At 73.4% G+C, this 15,815-nt stretch carries 18 protein-coding genes; 6 read left to right on the top strand and 12 right to left on the bottom strand.

Going from position 1 to position 15,815, the window contains the following annotated elements:
- Positions 1 to 31 precede the first annotated feature (31 nt).
- Complete coding sequence (locus ACFYZY_RS14240; RefSeq protein ID WP_388693292.1) at positions 32 to 481, bottom strand: glutaredoxin family protein; 450 nt, start codon at positions 479 to 481, stop codon at positions 32 to 34.
- An 11-nt stretch (positions 482 to 492) separates the two neighbouring features.
- Positions 493 to 1,977: a polyprenol phosphomannose-dependent alpha 1,6 mannosyltransferase MptB gene (mptB, locus tag ACFYZY_RS14235; RefSeq protein ID WP_388693290.1), complete on the bottom strand. Its 1,485-nt coding sequence runs from the start codon at positions 1,975 to 1,977 to the stop codon at positions 493 to 495.
- Positions 1,978 to 2,261: 284 nt separating this feature from the next.
- Here mptB and ACFYZY_RS14230 point away from each other — a divergent pair, with 284 nt between their 5' ends.
- Together ACFYZY_RS14230 and ACFYZY_RS14225 are read left to right on the top strand one after the other, a co-directional pair.
- Complete coding sequence (locus ACFYZY_RS14230; RefSeq protein WP_388693288.1) at positions 2,262 to 3,473, top strand: pyridoxal phosphate-dependent aminotransferase; 1,212 nt, start codon at positions 2,262 to 2,264, stop codon at positions 3,471 to 3,473.
- A 97-nt stretch (positions 3,474 to 3,570) separates the two neighbouring features.
- Entirely contained in the window at positions 3,571 to 3,972 is a 402-nt protein-coding gene (locus ACFYZY_RS14225; RefSeq protein WP_388693286.1) for a hypothetical protein, read from the top strand.
- 261 nt (positions 3,973 to 4,233) lie between these two features.
- On the opposite strand, the gene ACFYZY_RS14220 is transcribed toward ACFYZY_RS14225, so the two are convergent.
- Positions 4,234 to 6,057, bottom strand: a complete 1,824-nt coding sequence (locus ACFYZY_RS14220) for a phosphoenolpyruvate carboxykinase (GTP) (protein WP_388693284.1) — start codon at positions 6,055 to 6,057, stop codon at positions 4,234 to 4,236.
- A 194-nt stretch (positions 6,058 to 6,251) separates the two neighbouring features.
- Here ACFYZY_RS14220 and ACFYZY_RS14215 point away from each other — a divergent pair, with 194 nt between their 5' ends.
- Both ACFYZY_RS14215 and ACFYZY_RS14210 read left to right on the top strand, forming a co-directional pair.
- Positions 6,252 to 6,938, top strand: coding sequence for a hemolysin III family protein (locus ACFYZY_RS14215; protein ID WP_388693282.1), 687 nt, complete (start codon positions 6,252 to 6,254; stop codon positions 6,936 to 6,938).
- A gap of 18 nt (positions 6,939 to 6,956) precedes the next feature.
- Positions 6,957 to 7,562 carry a TetR/AcrR family transcriptional regulator gene (locus ACFYZY_RS14210; protein ID WP_388693280.1) on the top strand — a complete coding sequence of 202 codons (606 nt, stop codon included), beginning with the start codon at positions 6,957 to 6,959 and terminating at the stop codon, positions 7,560 to 7,562.
- A gap of 6 nt (positions 7,563 to 7,568) precedes the next feature.
- On the opposite strand, the gene ACFYZY_RS14205 is transcribed toward ACFYZY_RS14210, so the two are convergent.
- From ACFYZY_RS14205 to ACFYZY_RS14190, 4 genes are read right to left on the bottom strand one after another with little or no spacing between them, the layout of a single operon-like run.
- Positions 7,569 to 8,498, bottom strand: a complete 930-nt coding sequence (locus tag ACFYZY_RS14205) for a hypothetical protein (protein WP_388693279.1) — start codon at positions 8,496 to 8,498, stop codon at positions 7,569 to 7,571.
- Positions 8,499 to 8,520: 22 nt separating this feature from the next.
- Positions 8,521 to 9,534: a glycoside hydrolase family 26 protein gene (locus tag ACFYZY_RS14200; protein ID WP_388693277.1), complete on the bottom strand. Its 1,014-nt coding sequence runs from the start codon at positions 9,532 to 9,534 to the stop codon at positions 8,521 to 8,523.
- Position 9,535: 1 nt separating this feature from the next.
- Complete coding sequence (locus tag ACFYZY_RS14195) at positions 9,536 to 10,183, bottom strand: vitamin K epoxide reductase family protein (protein WP_388693275.1); 648 nt, start codon at positions 10,181 to 10,183, stop codon at positions 9,536 to 9,538.
- A 28-nt stretch (positions 10,184 to 10,211) separates the two neighbouring features.
- Complete coding sequence (locus tag ACFYZY_RS14190) at positions 10,212 to 10,715, bottom strand: DUF5949 family protein (protein WP_388693273.1); 504 nt, start codon at positions 10,713 to 10,715, stop codon at positions 10,212 to 10,214.
- Between the two features lie 174 nt (positions 10,716 to 10,889).
- On the opposite strand from ACFYZY_RS14190, the gene ACFYZY_RS14185 reads away from it, so the two are divergent.
- Complete coding sequence (locus ACFYZY_RS14185; protein ID WP_388693271.1) at positions 10,890 to 11,303, top strand: tyrosinase family oxidase copper chaperone; 414 nt, start codon at positions 10,890 to 10,892, stop codon at positions 11,301 to 11,303.
- Positions 11,287 to 12,153: a tyrosinase family protein gene (locus ACFYZY_RS14180; RefSeq protein ID WP_388693269.1), complete on the top strand. Its 867-nt coding sequence runs from the start codon at positions 11,287 to 11,289 to the stop codon at positions 12,151 to 12,153. The genes ACFYZY_RS14185 and ACFYZY_RS14180 overlap by 17 nt, the downstream gene beginning before the upstream one ends.
- 68 nt (positions 12,154 to 12,221) lie before the next feature.
- Here the strand turns inward: ACFYZY_RS14180 and ACFYZY_RS14175 are convergent, their stop codons facing one another.
- The 5 genes from ACFYZY_RS14175 to ACFYZY_RS14155 form a co-directional block, all read right to left on the bottom strand.
- On the bottom strand, positions 12,222 to 12,503 hold the full coding sequence (locus ACFYZY_RS14175; protein WP_388693267.1) for a chaplin: 282 nt from the start codon (positions 12,501 to 12,503) through the stop codon (positions 12,222 to 12,224).
- A 386-nt stretch (positions 12,504 to 12,889) separates the two neighbouring features.
- Positions 12,890 to 13,357 (bottom strand): hypothetical protein, encoded by a 468-nt coding sequence (locus ACFYZY_RS14170; RefSeq protein WP_388693266.1) that lies wholly within the window; start codon positions 13,355 to 13,357, stop codon positions 12,890 to 12,892.
- 152 nt (positions 13,358 to 13,509) lie between these two features.
- On the bottom strand, positions 13,510 to 14,319 hold the full coding sequence (locus ACFYZY_RS14165) for a hypothetical protein (protein ID WP_388693264.1): 810 nt from the start codon (positions 14,317 to 14,319) through the stop codon (positions 13,510 to 13,512).
- Positions 14,320 to 14,551: 232 nt separating this feature from the next.
- Positions 14,552 to 14,887, bottom strand: coding sequence for a hypothetical protein (locus ACFYZY_RS14160; RefSeq protein ID WP_388693262.1), 336 nt, complete (start codon positions 14,885 to 14,887; stop codon positions 14,552 to 14,554).
- Positions 14,888 to 15,388: 501 nt separating this feature from the next.
- Positions 15,389 to 15,628, bottom strand: a complete 240-nt coding sequence (locus ACFYZY_RS14155; protein WP_388693260.1) for a chaplin — start codon at positions 15,626 to 15,628, stop codon at positions 15,389 to 15,391.
- Between the last annotated feature and the right edge of the window lie 187 nt (positions 15,629 to 15,815).

Genomic DNA, 15,815 nt, shown 5'->3' with positions numbered 1-15,815 from the left:
CCGGCCGGCCCCGATGCGGGACGGCCGTCGGTCAGGTCGCGACGGGGTCCCCGGGCGCCAGCCACGCGCGGACCCGGGCCGGGTCCGGATTCACGTGGGCGCGCCCCGCCACGACGACGGTCGGCACGGTCTCGTCGCCGCCGGTGGCCTCCCGCACCGCCGCCGCCCCCTCCGGATCGCGCCAGATGTCGACCCAGTGCGCCCGGCGGGCGCGGGCGCCCAGCCGGACGCGCAGGCGCAGGCAGTACACGCAGCCCGGCCGCCAGTAGACGACGGGGCGGCCGTCGGCCCCGGCGCGGCGCCGGGCCTCCGCCGCGCCGGTCGACCTCGGGAAGACCAGGGGGGAGACGGCGGCCGCGAGCAGCGCGAACAGCAGCAGGAGGACGGCAGCTCCGGCAGGGTTCCCCCCGAGGGCCTTCCCGGTCGCGACGGACGAACCGCAGAGCAGCAGCAACACCGGTGGAACCCAGGCACGCGTCATGGTGCCGGAGGCTACCGGGACCGGGGGCGCTCCGGGGACGCGGACGGGGACGGGGACGGACGCGGACCGCCCGTCACGGCGGCGGGCCACGGCTCCCGCCGGGTCCACGCCAGGCCGAGCACGGCCGCCGCCCCCGCCAGCGCGAAGCCGTACCAGGGCGTGCGCCCGGACGGCGCCGTCTCGTACACCAGCGCCGCCGACAGCACCGCGAGCACCTGACCCGCCCGGCTGTGCCAGGCGGCCGCCGCGACGACGGCCGTCCCCCACAGCAGGTACCAGGGCTGGACCATGGGCGAGAGCGCGACGAGGGCCACCAGGGAGAGGCCGAGACCGAGGACCGGGTCGAGGAGCCCCCGCCACGACCGCCACGCCAGCACGGCGATGATCGCGAGGGCCGCGAGCAGGCCCAGCTTCTGCACGACGCCCTTGACCGGGTCGGGGTCGTCCCCGAGGAGCAGTCCGAGTCCGAGTCCGAGGTCGCTGGAGACCGACAGGGCGGTGTGGATGGTCCCGGCCACGCTCTGGGTCCGCAGCCATCCGAACCCGGTCCCGGCGAGCAGCGTCGCCCCCGCCGCCACGGCCCCCGCGACGGCCCCGGGCAGCACGAGGCCCTTCGCCGCGCCCCGTACGCCGCCGTCCCGGCGGGCGACCGTGACGCCGATGAAGAGCAGGGCGACCGCCGCCGGGGACTTCACCGTCAGGGCGAGGCCGACGAGGGCGCAGCCGAGGATCCACCGGCCCCGCGTCGCGAGCAGGACGCCGGCGAGGACGAGTCCGGTCATCAGGCCGTCGTTGTGCGTGCCGCCGACGACGTGGATCAGGAAGAGCGGGTTGAGGACGGCCAGCCACAGCGCGCCGGCCCGGCCGCCGGGCCCGCCGCCGAGCCCCCGCACCGCCCACGCCACGAGCGCGAGCGCGCCGAGGGAGACCAGGCGCATGCCGAGGACGGCGGGCACGACCGCGCCGCCGGTGAGCTTCACGACCGCCGCCGCGAGGAGCAGGAAGGCCGGGCCGTACGGGGCGGGGGTGTCGGTCCAGTGCCCGCCGACGCTCGCCGCCGCGTCCGCCCCCGGGTCGCCGGGACCGAGGACGGAGGGCCCGGCGCCGTACACGTCGTGCCCTTCGAGGACCATCGCGCCCTGGGAGACGTAGCTGTAGACGTCCGCGCTGTACAGCGGCGGGGCGAGGAGCAGCGGCGCGGCCCAGCAGGCGAGGGTCGCGAGGACCCCGTCCCGCCCGGCCCCGGGGGCCGGGGGCGTCCCGTCCCGCACGTCCCGGGCGAGCAGCACGCCGTACCGTCCCCACGCGGCGACGAGCAGGGTCAGGCCGAGGTACGCGAGGACGGCCCCGGCGGAGGTGGCCGCCGGACCGTGCGGCTCCCACAGCCCCCGCCCGCCGCGCACCGGCAGCGTCCCGGCGAACCATCCGCCCACGGCGACGGCGAGCGACCCGCCCGCACCCAGCCACCGGCATCCGGAAGCGCTGAAAGACCACATGACGTGCCAACCTATCCGGCCGCGCCGCACCCCGCCGCGCCCGGCCCCTCCCCCGCACCCGGCCCTCCCCCCGCGCGCTCCCTAACGCCCGGCCCCTCCCCGCCCCCCCTCGCGCCCGGCCCCTCCCCCGCGCCACGCCGGAGACGCCCGTCCACGTCCGGTCCCGGCGTCCCGTGCCCGCCCGGCCCCCGGCGCCCCGCCCCGTCCGGCTTCCGGACCCGCGTCCGCCACGACGTGGCCCAGAACACGGAGCGTCCGGGCCGGGGCGGCCGTAAGCTCTCGTCATGCAGGTGATCCAGTCCACGAAGCTCGCCAACGTCTGTTACGAAATCCGGGGCCCGGTACTCGAAGAGGCGATGCGGCTCGAAGCCGCGGGTCATCGCATCCTCAAGCTCAACACGGGCAACCCGGCCGCCTTCGGCTTCGAGTGCCCGCCCGCCATCCTGGAAGACGTGCTGCGCAACCTCTCGCACGCGCACGGCTACGGCGACGCGAAGGGCCTCCTCTCGGCCCGCCGGGCGGTGATGAGCCACTACGAGACCAAGGGCATCCCGCTCTCCGTCGAGGACATCTACCTCGGCAACGGCGTCTCCGAGCTGATCCAGATGGCGATGCAGGCCCTCCTCGACGACGGCGACGAGGTCCTCGTCCCGGCCCCCGACTACCCGCTGTGGACGGCCTCGGTGTCGCTGGCGGGCGGGACGGCCGTGCACTACCGCTGCGACGAGCAGGCCGACTGGATGCCCGACCTCGCGGACATCGAGCGGAAGATCACCGACCGCACCAGGGCGATCGTGATCATCAACCCGAACAACCCGACGGGCGCCGTCTACGACGACGACATGCTGCGCTCCCTGACGGAGATCGCCCGGCGGCACGACCTGGTCGTCTGCTCGGACGAGATCTACGACAGGATCCTCTACGACGGCACCACGCACACCCCGACCGCCGCCATCGCCCCCGACCTGCTCTGCCTCACCTTCAACGGGATGAGCAAGAACTACCGGGTGGCCGGGTTCCGCTCGGGCTGGCTGGCGGTCTGCGGCCCGAAGCACCACGCCTCCTCGTACATCGAGGGGCTGACGATCCTGGCCAACATGCGCCTCTGCGCGAACATGCCCGCGCAGCACGCGGTGGCCGCCGCGCTCCAGGGCCGGCAGTCGATAGAGGAACTGGTGCGTCCGGGCGGGCGGCTCCTGGAGCAGCGGGACACGGCGTACGAGCTGCTCACGCAGATCCCGGGCGTGACGTGCGTGAAGCCGAAGGGCGCGCTGTACCTCTTCCCCCGGCTCGATCCGAACGTCTACAAGATCAAGGACGACCGGCAGATGGTCCTCGACCTGCTGCGGGCCGAGAAGATCATGGTCGTGCACGGGACGGGCTTCAACTGGCACGAGCCGGACCACTTCCGGATCGTCACGCTGCCGGCCGCGGCGGACCTGGCGGACGCGGTGACGCGGATCGGGCGCTTCCTGGACGGTTACGCCCAGCCCTGACGGACCGCGCCGGCCACCGGAATCCCCCCGGACACGACTCAACTTTAGACATGATCTAAGCTAGGATGGCTCCAGAGCACCTCAGGAGGCCGTCCCCATGTACGAACCGATCCGCACCAAGTCGGTCCACCGGATGGCCGACGACGCCCACGACGCGTACCCGCACCGCTCCCGCGAGGAGGAGCTGGACATCCAGCTCGCCGGACACCTCGCCGCCCTGCTCGCCGTCACCGACGAGCTGGGCGACACGGAGGCCGGCGAGCTCATCGCCCGGCAGGTGGCACGGCTGCGCGGCGCGCCGCCCGCGCGTCACGCGGCCCTGAGCGGTACGCCCGCGCGGGAACTGCACCGCAAGGCGCACGCCCTCGCGGGCCGTGCCCTGGTCGTCGCCGCCTCCCGGGCCGACACGGCCGCCGCGATCCTCACCGCCGAGCGCATGGACGCGCACACCGCGGCGCTGGCCGGGGAACCCGCCCCGGCCGCGGTCGCCGCCCCCTGACGGCCCCGGTCCGCGCGCCACGAACCGCGCGGACCGGGTGCCACCCACCCCCCTCCGGGGCACGGCCGGACCCCCGGCCGTGCCCCGGACTCCGTTCCACCGCCCCTCCGTACGGGAGGCCCGCGCCTCCGGGTCCGGACATGCGCCGGCCCCCGGAGCCTGAGGGGGCTCCGGGGGCCGGGCGGATCGTGGTGGGCCGTCGTGACCCCACTGGTCAGGGCGGAATGTCGGGGCAACCCACCACGAGTTCGGGGTGCGGGATCAGCCCAGGCGCTCGACCAGCGCGCGGTACTCGTCCCACAGCTCCTTCGGCGTGTGGTCGCCGAAGGTGTTCAGGTGGTCGGGGACCAGGGCGGCCTCCTCGCGCCACACGTCGCGGTCGACCTTGAGGAGGAACTCCAGGTCCTCGGCCGGCAGGTCCAGGCCGTCGGTGTCCAGGGACTCCGGGGTCGGCAGGACGCCGATCGGGGTCTCGACGCCCTCGGCCCTGCCCTCCAGGCGCTCGACGATCCACTTCAGGACGCGGCTGTTCTCGCCGAAGCCGGGCCAGACGAACTTGCCGGCGTCGTTCTTGCGGAACCAGTTCACGTAGTAGATCTTCGGCAGCTTCGCCTGGTCGGCGCCGGCACCCACCTTGACCCAGTGGGCCATGTAGTCGCCCATGTTGTAGCCGCAGAACGGCAGCATGGCGAAGGGGTCGCGGCGCAGCTCACCGACCTTGCCCTCGGCGGCGGCGGTCTTCTCGGAGGCGACGTTCGCGCCCAGGAAGACGCCGTGGTTCCAGTCGAAGGACTCGGTGACCAGCGGAACGGCGGAGGCGCGGCGGCCGCCGAAGAGGATCGCGGAGATCGGGACGCCCTTGGGGTCCTCCCACTCGGGGGCGATCGTCGGGCACTGGCCGGCCGGGACGGTGAAGCGGGCGTTGGGGTGGGCGGCGGGGGTCCCGGACTCCGGCGTCCAGTCGTTGCCCTTCCAGTCGACGAGGTGCGCGGGCGCCTCCTCGGTCATGCCCTCCCACCACACGTCGCCGTCGTCGGTGAGGGCGACGTTGGTGAAGACGGAATTGCCCCAGAGGGTCTTCATGGCGTTGGCGTTGGTGTGCTCGCCGGTGCCGGGCGCGACGCCGAAGAAGCCGGCCTCGGGGTTGATGGCGTAGAGCCGCCCGTCCTCGCCGAAGCGCATCCAGGCGATGTCGTCGCCGATGGTCTCGACGGTCCAGCCGGAGATCGTGGGCTCCAGCATGGCCAGGTTGGTCTTGCCGCACGCCGAGGGGAAGGCGGCGGCGACGTACTTCGACTCGCCCTGCGGCGGGGTCAGCTTGAGGATCAGCATGTGCTCGGCGAGCCAGCCCTCGTCGCGCGCCATGACGGAGGCGATGCGGAGCGCGTAGCACTTCTTGCCGAGCAGGGCGTTGCCGCCGTAGCCGGAACCGTACGACCAGATCTCGCGGGTCTCGGGGAAGTGCGAGATGTACTTGGTGGAGTTGCAGGGCCACGGCACGTCCTGCTCGCCCTCCGCGAGGGGGGCGCCGAGGGTGTGGACGGCCTTGACGAAGAAGCCGTCGTCGCCCAGCTCGTCGAGGACGGCCTGTCCCATGCGGGTCATGGTGCGCATGGAGACGGCGACGTACGCGGAGTCGGTGATCTCGACGCCGATGGCGGAGAGCGGGGAGCCGACCGGGCCCATGCAGAAGGGCACGACGTACATGGTGCGGCCCTTCATGGAGCCGCGGAAGATGCCGTCCTCGCCCGCGAAGATCTCCTTCATCTCCGCCGGGGCCTTCCAGTGGTTGGTCGGGCCCGCGTCCTCCTCCTTCTCGGAGCAGATGAAGGTGCGGTCCTCGACGCGCGCGACGTCGGAGGGGTCGGAGGCGGCGTAGTAGGAGTTCGGGCGCAGAGTCGGGTCGAGCTTCTTGAAGGTCCCCTTGGCGACGAGCTCCTCGCACAGGCGCTCGTACTCGGCCTCGGAGCCGTCGCACCAGACGATGGCGTCGGGCTGGGTGATCTCGGCGATCTCGTTCACCCAGGAGACCAGTTCACGGTGCTGGGTGGGGACGGCGGTGGGAGCCGCGTTGTCGCGCGCCACGATTGCTCCTTTTGAGGGGGTTTTTGGTTTTTGCCCCGTGGGGGCCGCGACCCGGATGCTTCGTAGCTGCTCATCCGGTGCCGACCGCACTCATTTGATCATCCGATGGAACTGCCCATATGTCCAGAGGGCCGCACATGTGAGCATCGCCACTCATATACGGGACCTACGGGAGCGTAGGTACGATTCCGTGCATGACTGCAGTCCCTCCGGAAGTGACCCCGGCCGACCCGTCCCCGGCGCTCCCGCTGAAGCCCCTGCTGCGAGGCTGGCTGCACGCGGGCATGTTCCCCGCCGTGATCGTCGCGGGCATCGTCCTGGTCGCCCTCGCCGACTCGTCCCGCGCCCGTGTCGCCTGCGGGATCTACGTCCTGACCGCGTGTCTGCTCTTCGGCGTCAGCGCGCTCTACCACCGCGGCACCTGGGGGCCGCGCGGCGAAGCCGTGCTCCGGCGCCTCGACCACGCCAACATCTTCCTGATCATCGCGGGCACCTACACCCCGCTCACCCTGCTCCTGCTCCCCGACTCCACGGCGAAGCCGCTCATGTGGGCGGTCTGGGCGGCGGCCCTCGCCGGCATCGCCTTCCGCGTCTTCTGGGTCGGCGCGCCCCGCTGGCTCTACACCCCCTGCTACATCGCGATGGGCTGGGCCGCCGTCTTCTTCCTCCCCGACTTCCTGCGCACGGGCGGCATCGCCGTCCTCGTCCTGGTCGTCGTCGGCGGCCTGCTCTACAGCGCGGGCGGCATCGTCTACGGCATCAAGCGCCCCAACCCCTCCCCGCGTTGGTTCGGCTTCCACGAGGTCTTCCACACGCTGACCCTCGCCGCCTTCACCGTCCACTACGTCGGCATCTCGCTGGTGGCGTACCAGCACGCCTGACCTGGGACCATGGTGGCCATGGCTGCCGAACCCCCCACCCGCCCCGGCCTGCGCGAACGCAAGAAGGCGAAGACCCGCGCCGCGATCCGGAAGGCCACCTACCGGCTCGCCGCCGAGCACGGCTGGGAGGCCGCGACCACCGACCGGATCGCGGCGGCGGCCGAGGTCTCCCCGTCCACCGTCACGCGCTACTTCCCCGTCCGCGAGGACATCCTCCTCACCGACGAAAACGACGCCCTCCTCGAAGCCCGGCTGCGCGCCCGCCCCGCGGACGAGGAACCGCTGGAGTCCCTGCGCGCGGTCCTCCTCGAAGCGGTCCGCACCGCCTTCGCGGAGGAACCGGAGGAGACCCGGCTGCGCGCCCGGCTCATGGCGGAGATCCCCGCCGTGCGGGCCCGGTTCACCGACACCACCGCCGAGACCGGGCGCCGCCTCGCCCGCGCCCTGGCCGACCGCGCCGGCCGCTCCCCCGGCGACCTGGAGGTGCGGGTCTTCACCGCCGCCGTCCTCGGCGCCCTGCGCGAGACCACCGTCCACTGGGCCGAACACGGCCGCGCCGACGACCTCGTGGCCCTCCTCGACCGCACGGTCGACACCCTCAAGGCCGGCCCGGCGCTCCCCTGAACCCGCTCAGACCGGCAGATCGCCCTCCCCGCCCGTCACCTCGCGGGCGACACGGCTCCACTCGTCCCGCCCGCCGGGCAGCGGCCAGGCCCAGGTGGGCCGCTTCCCCGTGCGCAGCTCCGCGAGACGACGGGCCAGCACGGGCCCCGCGATCTCCGCGCCGTCGGGAACGACGTCGCCGTGCCGGGCGCGGAGCCCGGCGAAACGGACCAGTTCGGCCTCGTACTCCTCCGCCGCCCGCTCCGTCCCCGCCGCCACCTCGTCGCCGGGCGCGGTGCGGTCCAGGTACAGCAGCGGGGGCGTGACCGACTCGGCGATCGCGGCGGCCAGCCGGGCGTGGCCGTCCAGGACCACGTGGCAGTCGAGACCGCTGACCCACCACAGCAGGACGGGAGGCAGGGTCCCGTCACGGGCCTGCTTGCGGTACGCCTTGACCCGCGCGTCGCCGTGGTCCGGCATCGGCCGCAGCGGAAGGACCTCCCACGACCCGTTGTGGACGAACCAGTCGAGGTACCCCTCGGGATGCCCCTCGACGAGCGTCTCGCCCCAGTCCGCGGAAGGCGGCGGGTCCAGGTGGTTCCAGAACGCCGGGCCCTCGTGCGAGAGCAGCCACCGCCCGTCGTGCAGCGGCCCGTCCGGCGCCCGCGCCAGGTGCTCCGCGAAGCGGTGCGCCCAGCGGTCCGGCCGCCCGGCCGCCTCCCGCGCGGCCGCGGCCCGCAGCGGCGGGACGACGGAGCGGTAGGCGTCGGTGCGCCGGAACACGACCCCGCAGTGGTCGTCGTCGACGGCGGCGAGGAGCACCGGCCGCCCCTCCTGCGCGAGCAGCAGCCGCCCCTCGGCAGCGAACAGGCGCAGTCCGGGCCGGTCGCGGGACCCCACCTCCAGGGACAGCCCCACCCGGGCGCCGTCCTCCCCGAGGGCATCCGTGCGTCGCATGCCGAGAACCATAGACCGGACGTCAGGGCCGGCCCGGCGCTCCCAGCGCGCCCCTGACCACCCGCGCCGACTCCGGGTTGTCCGCGCACTCCCACACCCCGTGCGGGCAGTAGTCCGTCACGGTCTGGTAGACCGGCCGGTGCGCGGCGAACCAGTCGAGCATCCCCCGTACGTACGCCGGGTTGTCGCCGTTGCGGAAGAGCCCCCACTCCGGGTACGAGACCGGCTTGCCGTGCTCCGCCGCGAACCGCACGTGGTGGGCGAGGCCGTACTCCTCGTTCACCTGGCCCTCGAAGGGGAGCCCCTCGGGCTGGTCGTAGGCGTCCATCCCGATGATGTCCACGACGTCGTCCCCGGGGTAGCAGAGCGGCCACGGCACGGCGTCGCGCCCCCGGCTCGGCGTGAAGTCGAAGCGGAACCGCTGCCCCGGCACGGCCCGCAGCACCCCCACCGCCCGCCGCCAGTACGCCTTCCACGCCTCCGGGTCGGGTCCGCAACGGTGGCTGTAGGTGGTGCCGTTCATCTCCCAGCCGAGGACCAGGACCGCGTCCCCGAGCCGGTGCGCCACCAGCCGCTCCCCCAGGGTCCGGACGTGCCCGTCGAACGCGCCCTCCGCGCCCCGCCGCAGCTCCGCGCGCACCTCGGCGTCGGGCAGCCGGGCCTCGCTGCGGTCGAGCAGCGGAACGTTGAGCACGAAGAGCCGTCCGGGCCGCTCCTCCTTCCAGCGCGCCCACGGGCCGAAGAGGGCGGGGTGTCCCTCGATGTTGGACCAGCGGTCGCCGGGCAGGTACGTGTGCCCGACGGTCAGCGGCTCGCCGCCGAGCCACTCCTGCACCCGGGCGATCCGCCGCACCCCGGCCTCGTCGGAGCCGGTGAAGAACCCCGCCGCCACCTCCGGCGGCCGTTTCCCGGCGTGCCGGTGGCCGGGCGCGATCCGGCCGTCCGGCAGGAGGAGCGGAAGGAGGACGAGGAGGGCCGCGAGCAGCAGCGTCGGTGCGGCTCGCGGCGGGGCGGGCCGGCGGGGGCGACGGCCCATGTCAGCTCGTCCAGAAGTCCCACCAGCGGGTCAGGACCAGCATCCCGACCACCCCGATGTGCAGCAGCGGAGGAGCGAGGGCGAACTCGCCGAAGAAGGTCCGCGCCCCCGCCGGGGCGGGCAGGACGCCGGTCCGCACGTTGTGCGCGGTGACGTACCAGAACATGAGGATCGTGGCGGTCCAGGCCAGGCAGCACCACAGGCAGAGCGCGTTGATCTCGTACAGCGACTGGTGCATCAGCCACGTGCAGAAGCCGACGCCGAAGAGGGTGCCGGCGTGGAGGCCGAGCCAGTACCAGCGGCGGTGACGGGCGCCCGCGAGCAGGCCGGCGCCGATCGCGACCACCATCCCGTACGCGACGAGACCGAGCATCGGGTTGGGGAACCCGAACACCGCCGCCTGTTCGCTCTTCATGACGCTGCCGCAGGAGACCACCGGGTTCAGGCTGCACCCCGGGGTGAAGCCGGGGTCCTCCAGGAGCTTGAACTTGTCGAGCGTGATCACCCAGGCGGCGAGCAGCCCGGCCGCACCCGTGACCACCAGGAGCCACGCGAGGGCCCGGCTCGCTCCGACCGGGCCCCCGGGCTCCCCGGCCGTCTCCCCGCGCCGCTGTCCCGGCACCCCGCCCCGTACGTCCACCGTCGTCATGGCGCGACCCCTTTCCGTTTCCGCCCGCTCAGCCCTGGAGGCGCCGGACCGGCATCAGGACATGGGCGCTGTCCGCGAGCATCTCCTCGTCCGAGACGAAGGCGCGCAGCCGCTCCTCCTCCACGGGCCGGCCCGGCACGGCCTCGGGCCAGGGACGCGCCGAGCAGATCAGATAGACCTTGCCGCTCTCGCGGGCGGCGGCCCCCCACTCGTCCGGCACCGGGCACCGCGCCTTCAGGAAGGGCAGGGTGAGCACGGCCGAGCCGCCCTCCACGAGCAGCGAGGCGTTGATCCCGGTGTCCCGCTCCAGGTCGAAGAGCCGGTCGCCGAGCGAGAGGCCCGTGTTCTCCAGGGCCGACCGCATCGCCCGCCGCCCGGCCTCCGGACCGTCCCGGCCGTCGCCGAGCGAGTACGCCATGAGGAACGGCGTGCCCGCCGAGTCGGCGGAGGGCTCGCTGGACCACGGGATCACCGTGAGGGTCCCCAGCGGTGAGGCACTGCGAGCCGAGGAAGCGACAGGGGAAGTGGTCATGAATCGGATGCTAATGCCGCAACCACCCCTTTCCCCCGTCCCTTTCACCCGGTCGGCCGATATTCACACCGCTGGCATTTCCGCCGCAACGAACCCGGGTTTTCATCGTTGTGCCCTGAAGGCTCCCCCTACCTGCGGCGGGGGGACCCCCAGCCGACCACCTGGAGATCACCGATGATCGTCCCGCGCCGCGTCGCCCTGCGGTCCCTCTTCGCCCTGGCCGTCACCGCCTTCACGGGAGGCGCCCTCGGCAGGGTCGCGCTCCGCGGTCCGGACGGGGGCCCGGAGGAGGTCCCGGACGACCCGCACGCCTTCGACGAGATGTACGGGGGCCACCGCATCCTGGGCTTCTCAGGCCCCGGGGGTGAGCCCGTGGCCCTGGTCGACGGCCGGCCGCTGCACCTGATGCGCTGCGCCGACGGCGGTTACGTCACGCCGGTCGACCACTACGAGTCCTGTCCGACGCCCCTGGCGGCGACCCGCGCGGCCGTGGACGAGCTGGGCGGGTTCCCGCTCTCCCCCCTCGCCGGCGCCCACGGCGTCCCCGCCGACCCGATGGGAGGGACCCCGCGTGGTGTACACGCGTAAGAACCAGCGCGATCTGACCGCCGCCGAGCGCCGCCGGTTCGTCGCCGCCGTCCTGGAGCTCAAGCGCGACGGCACGTACGACCGGTTCGTCCGCACCCACATCGACCACTACGTCGCCGACGGGGAGGGGAAGTTGCGGGTCGCCCACATGACGCCGAGCTTCCTGCCCTGGCACCGCAAGTTCCTGCTGGAGTTCGAGACGGCGCTGCGCCGGGTCGATCCGGCGGTGTCCGTCCCGTACTGGGACTGGACCCGCGACAACAGTCCGGCCTCGTCCCTCTGGGGCGAGGACTTCATGGGCGGCAACGGGCGCCGGGCCGACCTCCAGGTGATGACGGGCCCCTTCGCACACTCCTCCGGGCGCTGGAACATCACCCACTCGATGACCCAGAGCCGCTTCCTGACCAGGGACTTCGGGCGCCCCCGCGATCCGATCACGCTTCCCACCCAGGCCCAGCTGGAGGAGGTGATGCGGGAGCGGGTGTACGACGTGGCGCCCTGGAACTCGACCAGCCCCTCCGGCTTCCGGAACCGGCTGGAGGGGTGGGGTTCGGGGCAGGGCAACGACCGGTTCCGCATCCACAACCGGGTGCACCGCTGGGTCGGCGGCCTGATGCTCGGCGGCGGTTCGGTGAACGATCCGGTCTTCTGGCTGCACCACTCCTTCGTGGACCTGGTCTGGTCGCGCTGGCAGCAGCGCAACCCGGGGGCCGCCTACCTGCCGGCGGAGCCGCCGCCGCTGGGTGACGGGCAGCACGGCAAGGTCGTCGCCCGGCACCAGGCGATGGCGCCCTGGGGAGTGACTCCGGCCTCGATGTTCGACCACAGCCGGATCTACCGGTACGCCTGATCCCCGCACGCACGTGTCCCCCCGGCCCTGGGCGGGCCGGGGGGACACGTGGGGGAACGTAGGGGGGATCAGCCGCCGTAGCCGCCGTCCTCGTCGTGGTCGTCGTCGAGGTCGGCGTTGATGCAGGTGTTGCCGAACGCGGGGTTCAGCACGCCGATGACGTTGACGGTGTTGCCGCAGAGGTTGACCGGGATGTGGACCGGGACCTGGAGGACGTTGCCGGAGACGACACCGGGCGAGTGGGCGGCGACGGCCTCGGCGCCCGAGTCGGCGACGGCCAGGCCGGCTCCGCTGAGGGCAACGGCACCCGTGCCGGCGAGGACAACGGCAGCCTTCGCGATGCGAGACATCAAGAACTCCTTGGACGTGGATAGCGACCGCAGGAATCACGGCCGTCATGCCCGTTCAACGCCGTCCGGGGCGAGGGGTCACGGCCATTGGGCCGAACGGGGAAAAGAAAAGGAAAATGGTCCGCGGACCGGAATTCCGTCCGCCGCCGGATGCGACGGAACGGCTCCGGTCCGCGGGCCGCGGCCATGCGACAAGCCTTCTTCTGCAACGACCGACATCCCTTGGGGTGGCGGGGAAGAATCGTCCCTTCACCCGCCCGGTCACCGCTCGCACAGGAGAACGCAGAACGGGAGTACGGGGGTTGTGGGGTTTGGAGTTGTGGGGGCCATGGGGAACGGAAGCGCGGGCGAACGGGCCGCGGGCGCCCCGTTCGCCCACCGGCCGGTCAGGGTCCTTCGGGTGCCAGGCCGAGCGTGGAGTCCAGGGCCCCGCTCGCCGTGGGGGCGAGCAGGCCGACCCGGGGCGCGGTGAGCTTCGGCAGACCGGCACCGCGCGGTGCGGTCACCGGGTTGCCGACGGTGGCGCCCGGGGTGGCCGCCAGCATCTCCGAGCCCGGGGCGGCGAGGAGGGCGTGACCGGGGTCGCCGCCCCTCAGGAGTTCGGGCAGGGGGGCGTCCACCACGGTCTTCGGGAAGGCGCCGACGAGGGGCACGCTGGGCAGGGTGGCGCCGGGGAGGGAGCCGGTGCCCTCCTGGAAGCCGGTGGGGGCGCCGGGCACCGGGACGGGGACGCCGGTGGCCACGGTGGGGGCGTCCATCGGAAGGACCGGTTCGAGCCCCTGGAGCGGGACGACCACCGGCGCTTCGACGGCGGAGGCCGGCGCGGCCAGGGCGGCGGAGGCGAGTGCGGTCATGAGGAGTCCCATGCCGGCGTGAGAGCGCAGAGTCATGCCCTGACAACGAGGCCCCCGGGGGAACGTGGCGGGTTTCCCCTGTGTGCAGCAACGCGCGGGGCCCCCGCCGGTGAAGGCGAGGGCCCCGGTTGACGCCGTGACGGTACGGAGGGTCAGTGGCGGCGGGCGGCGCGTCCGCCGCGGAGGTACAGGACGGTGCCGCCGACGACCAGGGCGGCGCTGATCGCGGCCGCCCCCATGAGTTCGGCCTCGCTGCCGGTCTCGGGGAGGTGGGGCGGGGTCGTGGTGGGAGGCGTGACCGGCGGGTGCGTGGTCGGCGGCGTCGTGGGGGGCGTGGTCGGAGGCGTCGTCGGCGGGTGCGTCGGCGGCTTCGTGGGAGGCGTCGTCGGCGGCTTGGTGGGCCCGCAGTGGTCGGGCTCCTCGCACCCGTCGGGCTTCGGCGGGTAGGTCGTCGGAGGCGTCGTCGGCGGGTGCGTCGGAGGCGTCGTCGGCGGGTGCGTCGGCGGCGTCGTCGGCGGGTGCGTGGGGGGCGTAGTGGGCGGGTGCGTCGGCGGGTGCGTGGGAGGCGTCGTCGGCGGGTGCGTGGGAGGCGTGGTGGGCGGGTGCGTCGGCGGCGTCGTCGGCGGGTGCGTGGGGGGCGTGGTGGGCGGGTGCGTGGGAGGCGTCGTCGGCGGCTTGGTGGGAGGCGTCGTCGGCGGGTGCGACGGCTCCTCGCCGTAGCCTCCCGGGTCCTCCTCGGGCGCGCACAGGTGGCCGAGGGCCGCCGCGACGGCGTCGCCCCTCTCCATGGCCCTGCCGCAGACGTCCGCCGGAAGGGGACCCTGGACGTGGCCGGACCCGCCGTACCCCGGCCCGTCACCCGCCCCGGGGGAGCTCGCGGCAAGGGCGAATCCGCCACTCAGCGACAGGATGCCGGTCGCTGCCGCCGCGGTGAGTACTTTCCTGCTGATGATCGACCGCATACCGCTCTTCCTCTGGAGAAAAGGAGGGGCCGGCGAGGATTCCCCCCTCGCTCCGTCCGGCCCGGTACCCACCGTCGTTCTCGTGGGACTGGCGAGAGAGTAGGAGGCGGAGTGACCCACGGAGCGAGGGCCACACGGCGGCCGATCAGAAAATCATTCGATCAGCCGACCGTGGGGCGGAACGCTCCGGCCGCCGCGCACACCCGTGACAGCCAGGCTCGCTGATGTGTCGTCAGCCGCCCAGCGGAAGACCACCCGGGACCGGAAGGCCGCCGGGGACCGGAAGGCCACCCGGGACCGGGAGACCGCCGGGGACCGGGAGACCGCCGAGCAGCGGGGTGCCCTTGGCGGTCTCGTTCAGCCGTTCCGCCGTGTCGGTGACGGTCTTCACCGGGGAGCCTTCCGTGGTGTTGCTCAGCATGTCCGTCTTCAGCCCGTTGGCGCTGATCGCCTCCAGACCGCCGTTCAGGCTGGTGGGGGTCAGCGCCTCCGTGGCCATGGCGGGTGCGGCGGCACCCAGGGCCATCAGCGAACCGGCGACGACCGCGGCGACCTTGGTGGGCTTCATGGGGTGAATCCTTCCTCTGCTCTTTCACGTCACTTTCCGCGCGGAGTTTCCGGGGAAATGCCGCGCGGCGTTCTCCCTCTGTAACGAGGAGTACGGCCGCCGGAAACTCCGGACGGGCGAATTTCTCGGTGCCGTGTCCGGTCGACACGGTCGGCGCCGCGCCGGCCGTACATACGTGCAGACGCACCGGAGCGGCCGGAAAGAACGGACCTCCGGAGTGGGCGTACACCCGTTCCCCTCCCCCGCCCGCCGGTCCGTCGCCCTCTCCGGGTGCCTGCGGACATAGCCCTCCGCAGTCGCGGAACTACCGAGCGCCACGCATTCGTTCGGGTGAATCCGCACCGGCGCCCCACCCTCCGGAGGGGCGTGCGCCGTTGCACCGGGCGGCGCGCGACGGCGCGTTCGGAGGCGCACCGCTTCCACCACGGCGAGAAAAAGCCGGTGCGCCCACCCCGAGGGGTGAGCGCACCGGCTGCGGAAGGACCGATCAGAAGTGCTCGATCAGGCGTTGACGCAGGTGTTGCCGAAGGCGGGGTTCAGCACGCCGATGACGTCGACGGTGTTGCCGCAGATGTTGACCGGGATGTGGATCGGGAGCTGGAGGACGTTGCCGGACAGGACGCCGGGCGAGTGGGCGGCGACGGCCTCGGCACCCGAGTCGGCGACGGCGGCACCGGCGGCACCGGCGACGGCGGCGGCGGCACCGGCGGTGAGGACAACGGCCTTGGCGATACGGGACATGGGGAAGTGCTCCTCGATCGAATTCATGCGACTCGGACCGCGCGGACTGTGCGACCCGACTCTCTCAACAACGCGCCACATTTCCATCGGTTGCTCTCCCGAACGGGTGACGTTCACCCGGGTGCCGGACCGCGCGGGGGCCGGCGGGGCCGCCGGACGCGGAAGGCCGCGACACGCGCGGCGGAGA

Origin of the sequence: Streptomyces sp. NPDC001744 (genome assembly GCF_042892575.1) — a bacterium.
Lineage (GTDB): Bacteria > Actinomycetota > Actinomycetes > Streptomycetales > Streptomycetaceae > Streptomyces.
This window is presented reverse-complemented; position numbering and strand designations above follow the sequence as displayed.

Excerpts from the sequence above, each read along its gene's own strand:
- ACFYZY_RS14155 (WP_388693260.1), bottom strand. The coding sequence starts at position 15,628 with ATGTCCCGTATCGCCAAGGCCGTTGTCCTCACCGCCGGTGCCGCCGCC.
- ACFYZY_RS14215 (WP_388693282.1), top strand. The coding sequence starts at position 6,252 with ATGACTGCAGTCCCTCCGGAAGTGACCCCGGCCGACCCGTCCCCGGCG.
- ACFYZY_RS14205 (WP_388693279.1), bottom strand. The coding sequence starts at position 8,498 with ATGCGACGCACGGATGCCCTCGGGGAGGACGGCGCCCGGGTGGGGCTG.
- ACFYZY_RS14190 (WP_388693273.1), bottom strand. The coding sequence starts at position 10,715 with ATGACCACTTCCCCTGTCGCTTCCTCGGCTCGCAGTGCCTCACCGCTG.
- ACFYZY_RS14195 (WP_388693275.1), bottom strand. The coding sequence starts at position 10,183 with ATGACGACGGTGGACGTACGGGGCGGGGTGCCGGGACAGCGGCGCGGG.
- ACFYZY_RS14160 (WP_388693262.1), bottom strand. The coding sequence starts at position 14,887 with ATGAAGCCCACCAAGGTCGCCGCGGTCGTCGCCGGTTCGCTGATGGCC.
- ACFYZY_RS14185 (WP_388693271.1), top strand. The coding sequence starts at position 10,890 with ATGATCGTCCCGCGCCGCGTCGCCCTGCGGTCCCTCTTCGCCCTGGCC.
- ACFYZY_RS14240 (WP_388693292.1), bottom strand. The coding sequence starts at position 481 with ATGACGCGTGCCTGGGTTCCACCGGTGTTGCTGCTGCTCTGCGGTTCG.
- mptB (WP_388693290.1), bottom strand. The coding sequence starts at position 1,977 with ATGTGGTCTTTCAGCGCTTCCGGATGCCGGTGGCTGGGTGCGGGCGGG.
- ACFYZY_RS14230 (WP_388693288.1), top strand. The coding sequence starts at position 2,262 with ATGCAGGTGATCCAGTCCACGAAGCTCGCCAACGTCTGTTACGAAATC.
- ACFYZY_RS14210 (WP_388693280.1), top strand. The coding sequence starts at position 6,957 with ATGGCTGCCGAACCCCCCACCCGCCCCGGCCTGCGCGAACGCAAGAAG.
- ACFYZY_RS14170 (WP_388693266.1), bottom strand. The coding sequence starts at position 13,357 with ATGACCGCACTCGCCTCCGCCGCCCTGGCCGCGCCGGCCTCCGCCGTC.
- ACFYZY_RS14200 (WP_388693277.1), bottom strand. The coding sequence starts at position 9,534 with ATGGGCCGTCGCCCCCGCCGGCCCGCCCCGCCGCGAGCCGCACCGACG.
- ACFYZY_RS14175 (WP_388693267.1), bottom strand. The coding sequence starts at position 12,503 with ATGTCTCGCATCGCGAAGGCTGCCGTTGTCCTCGCCGGCACGGGTGCC.
- ACFYZY_RS14225 (WP_388693286.1), top strand. The coding sequence starts at position 3,571 with ATGTACGAACCGATCCGCACCAAGTCGGTCCACCGGATGGCCGACGAC.
- ACFYZY_RS14165 (WP_388693264.1), bottom strand. The coding sequence starts at position 14,319 with ATGCGGTCGATCATCAGCAGGAAAGTACTCACCGCGGCGGCAGCGACC.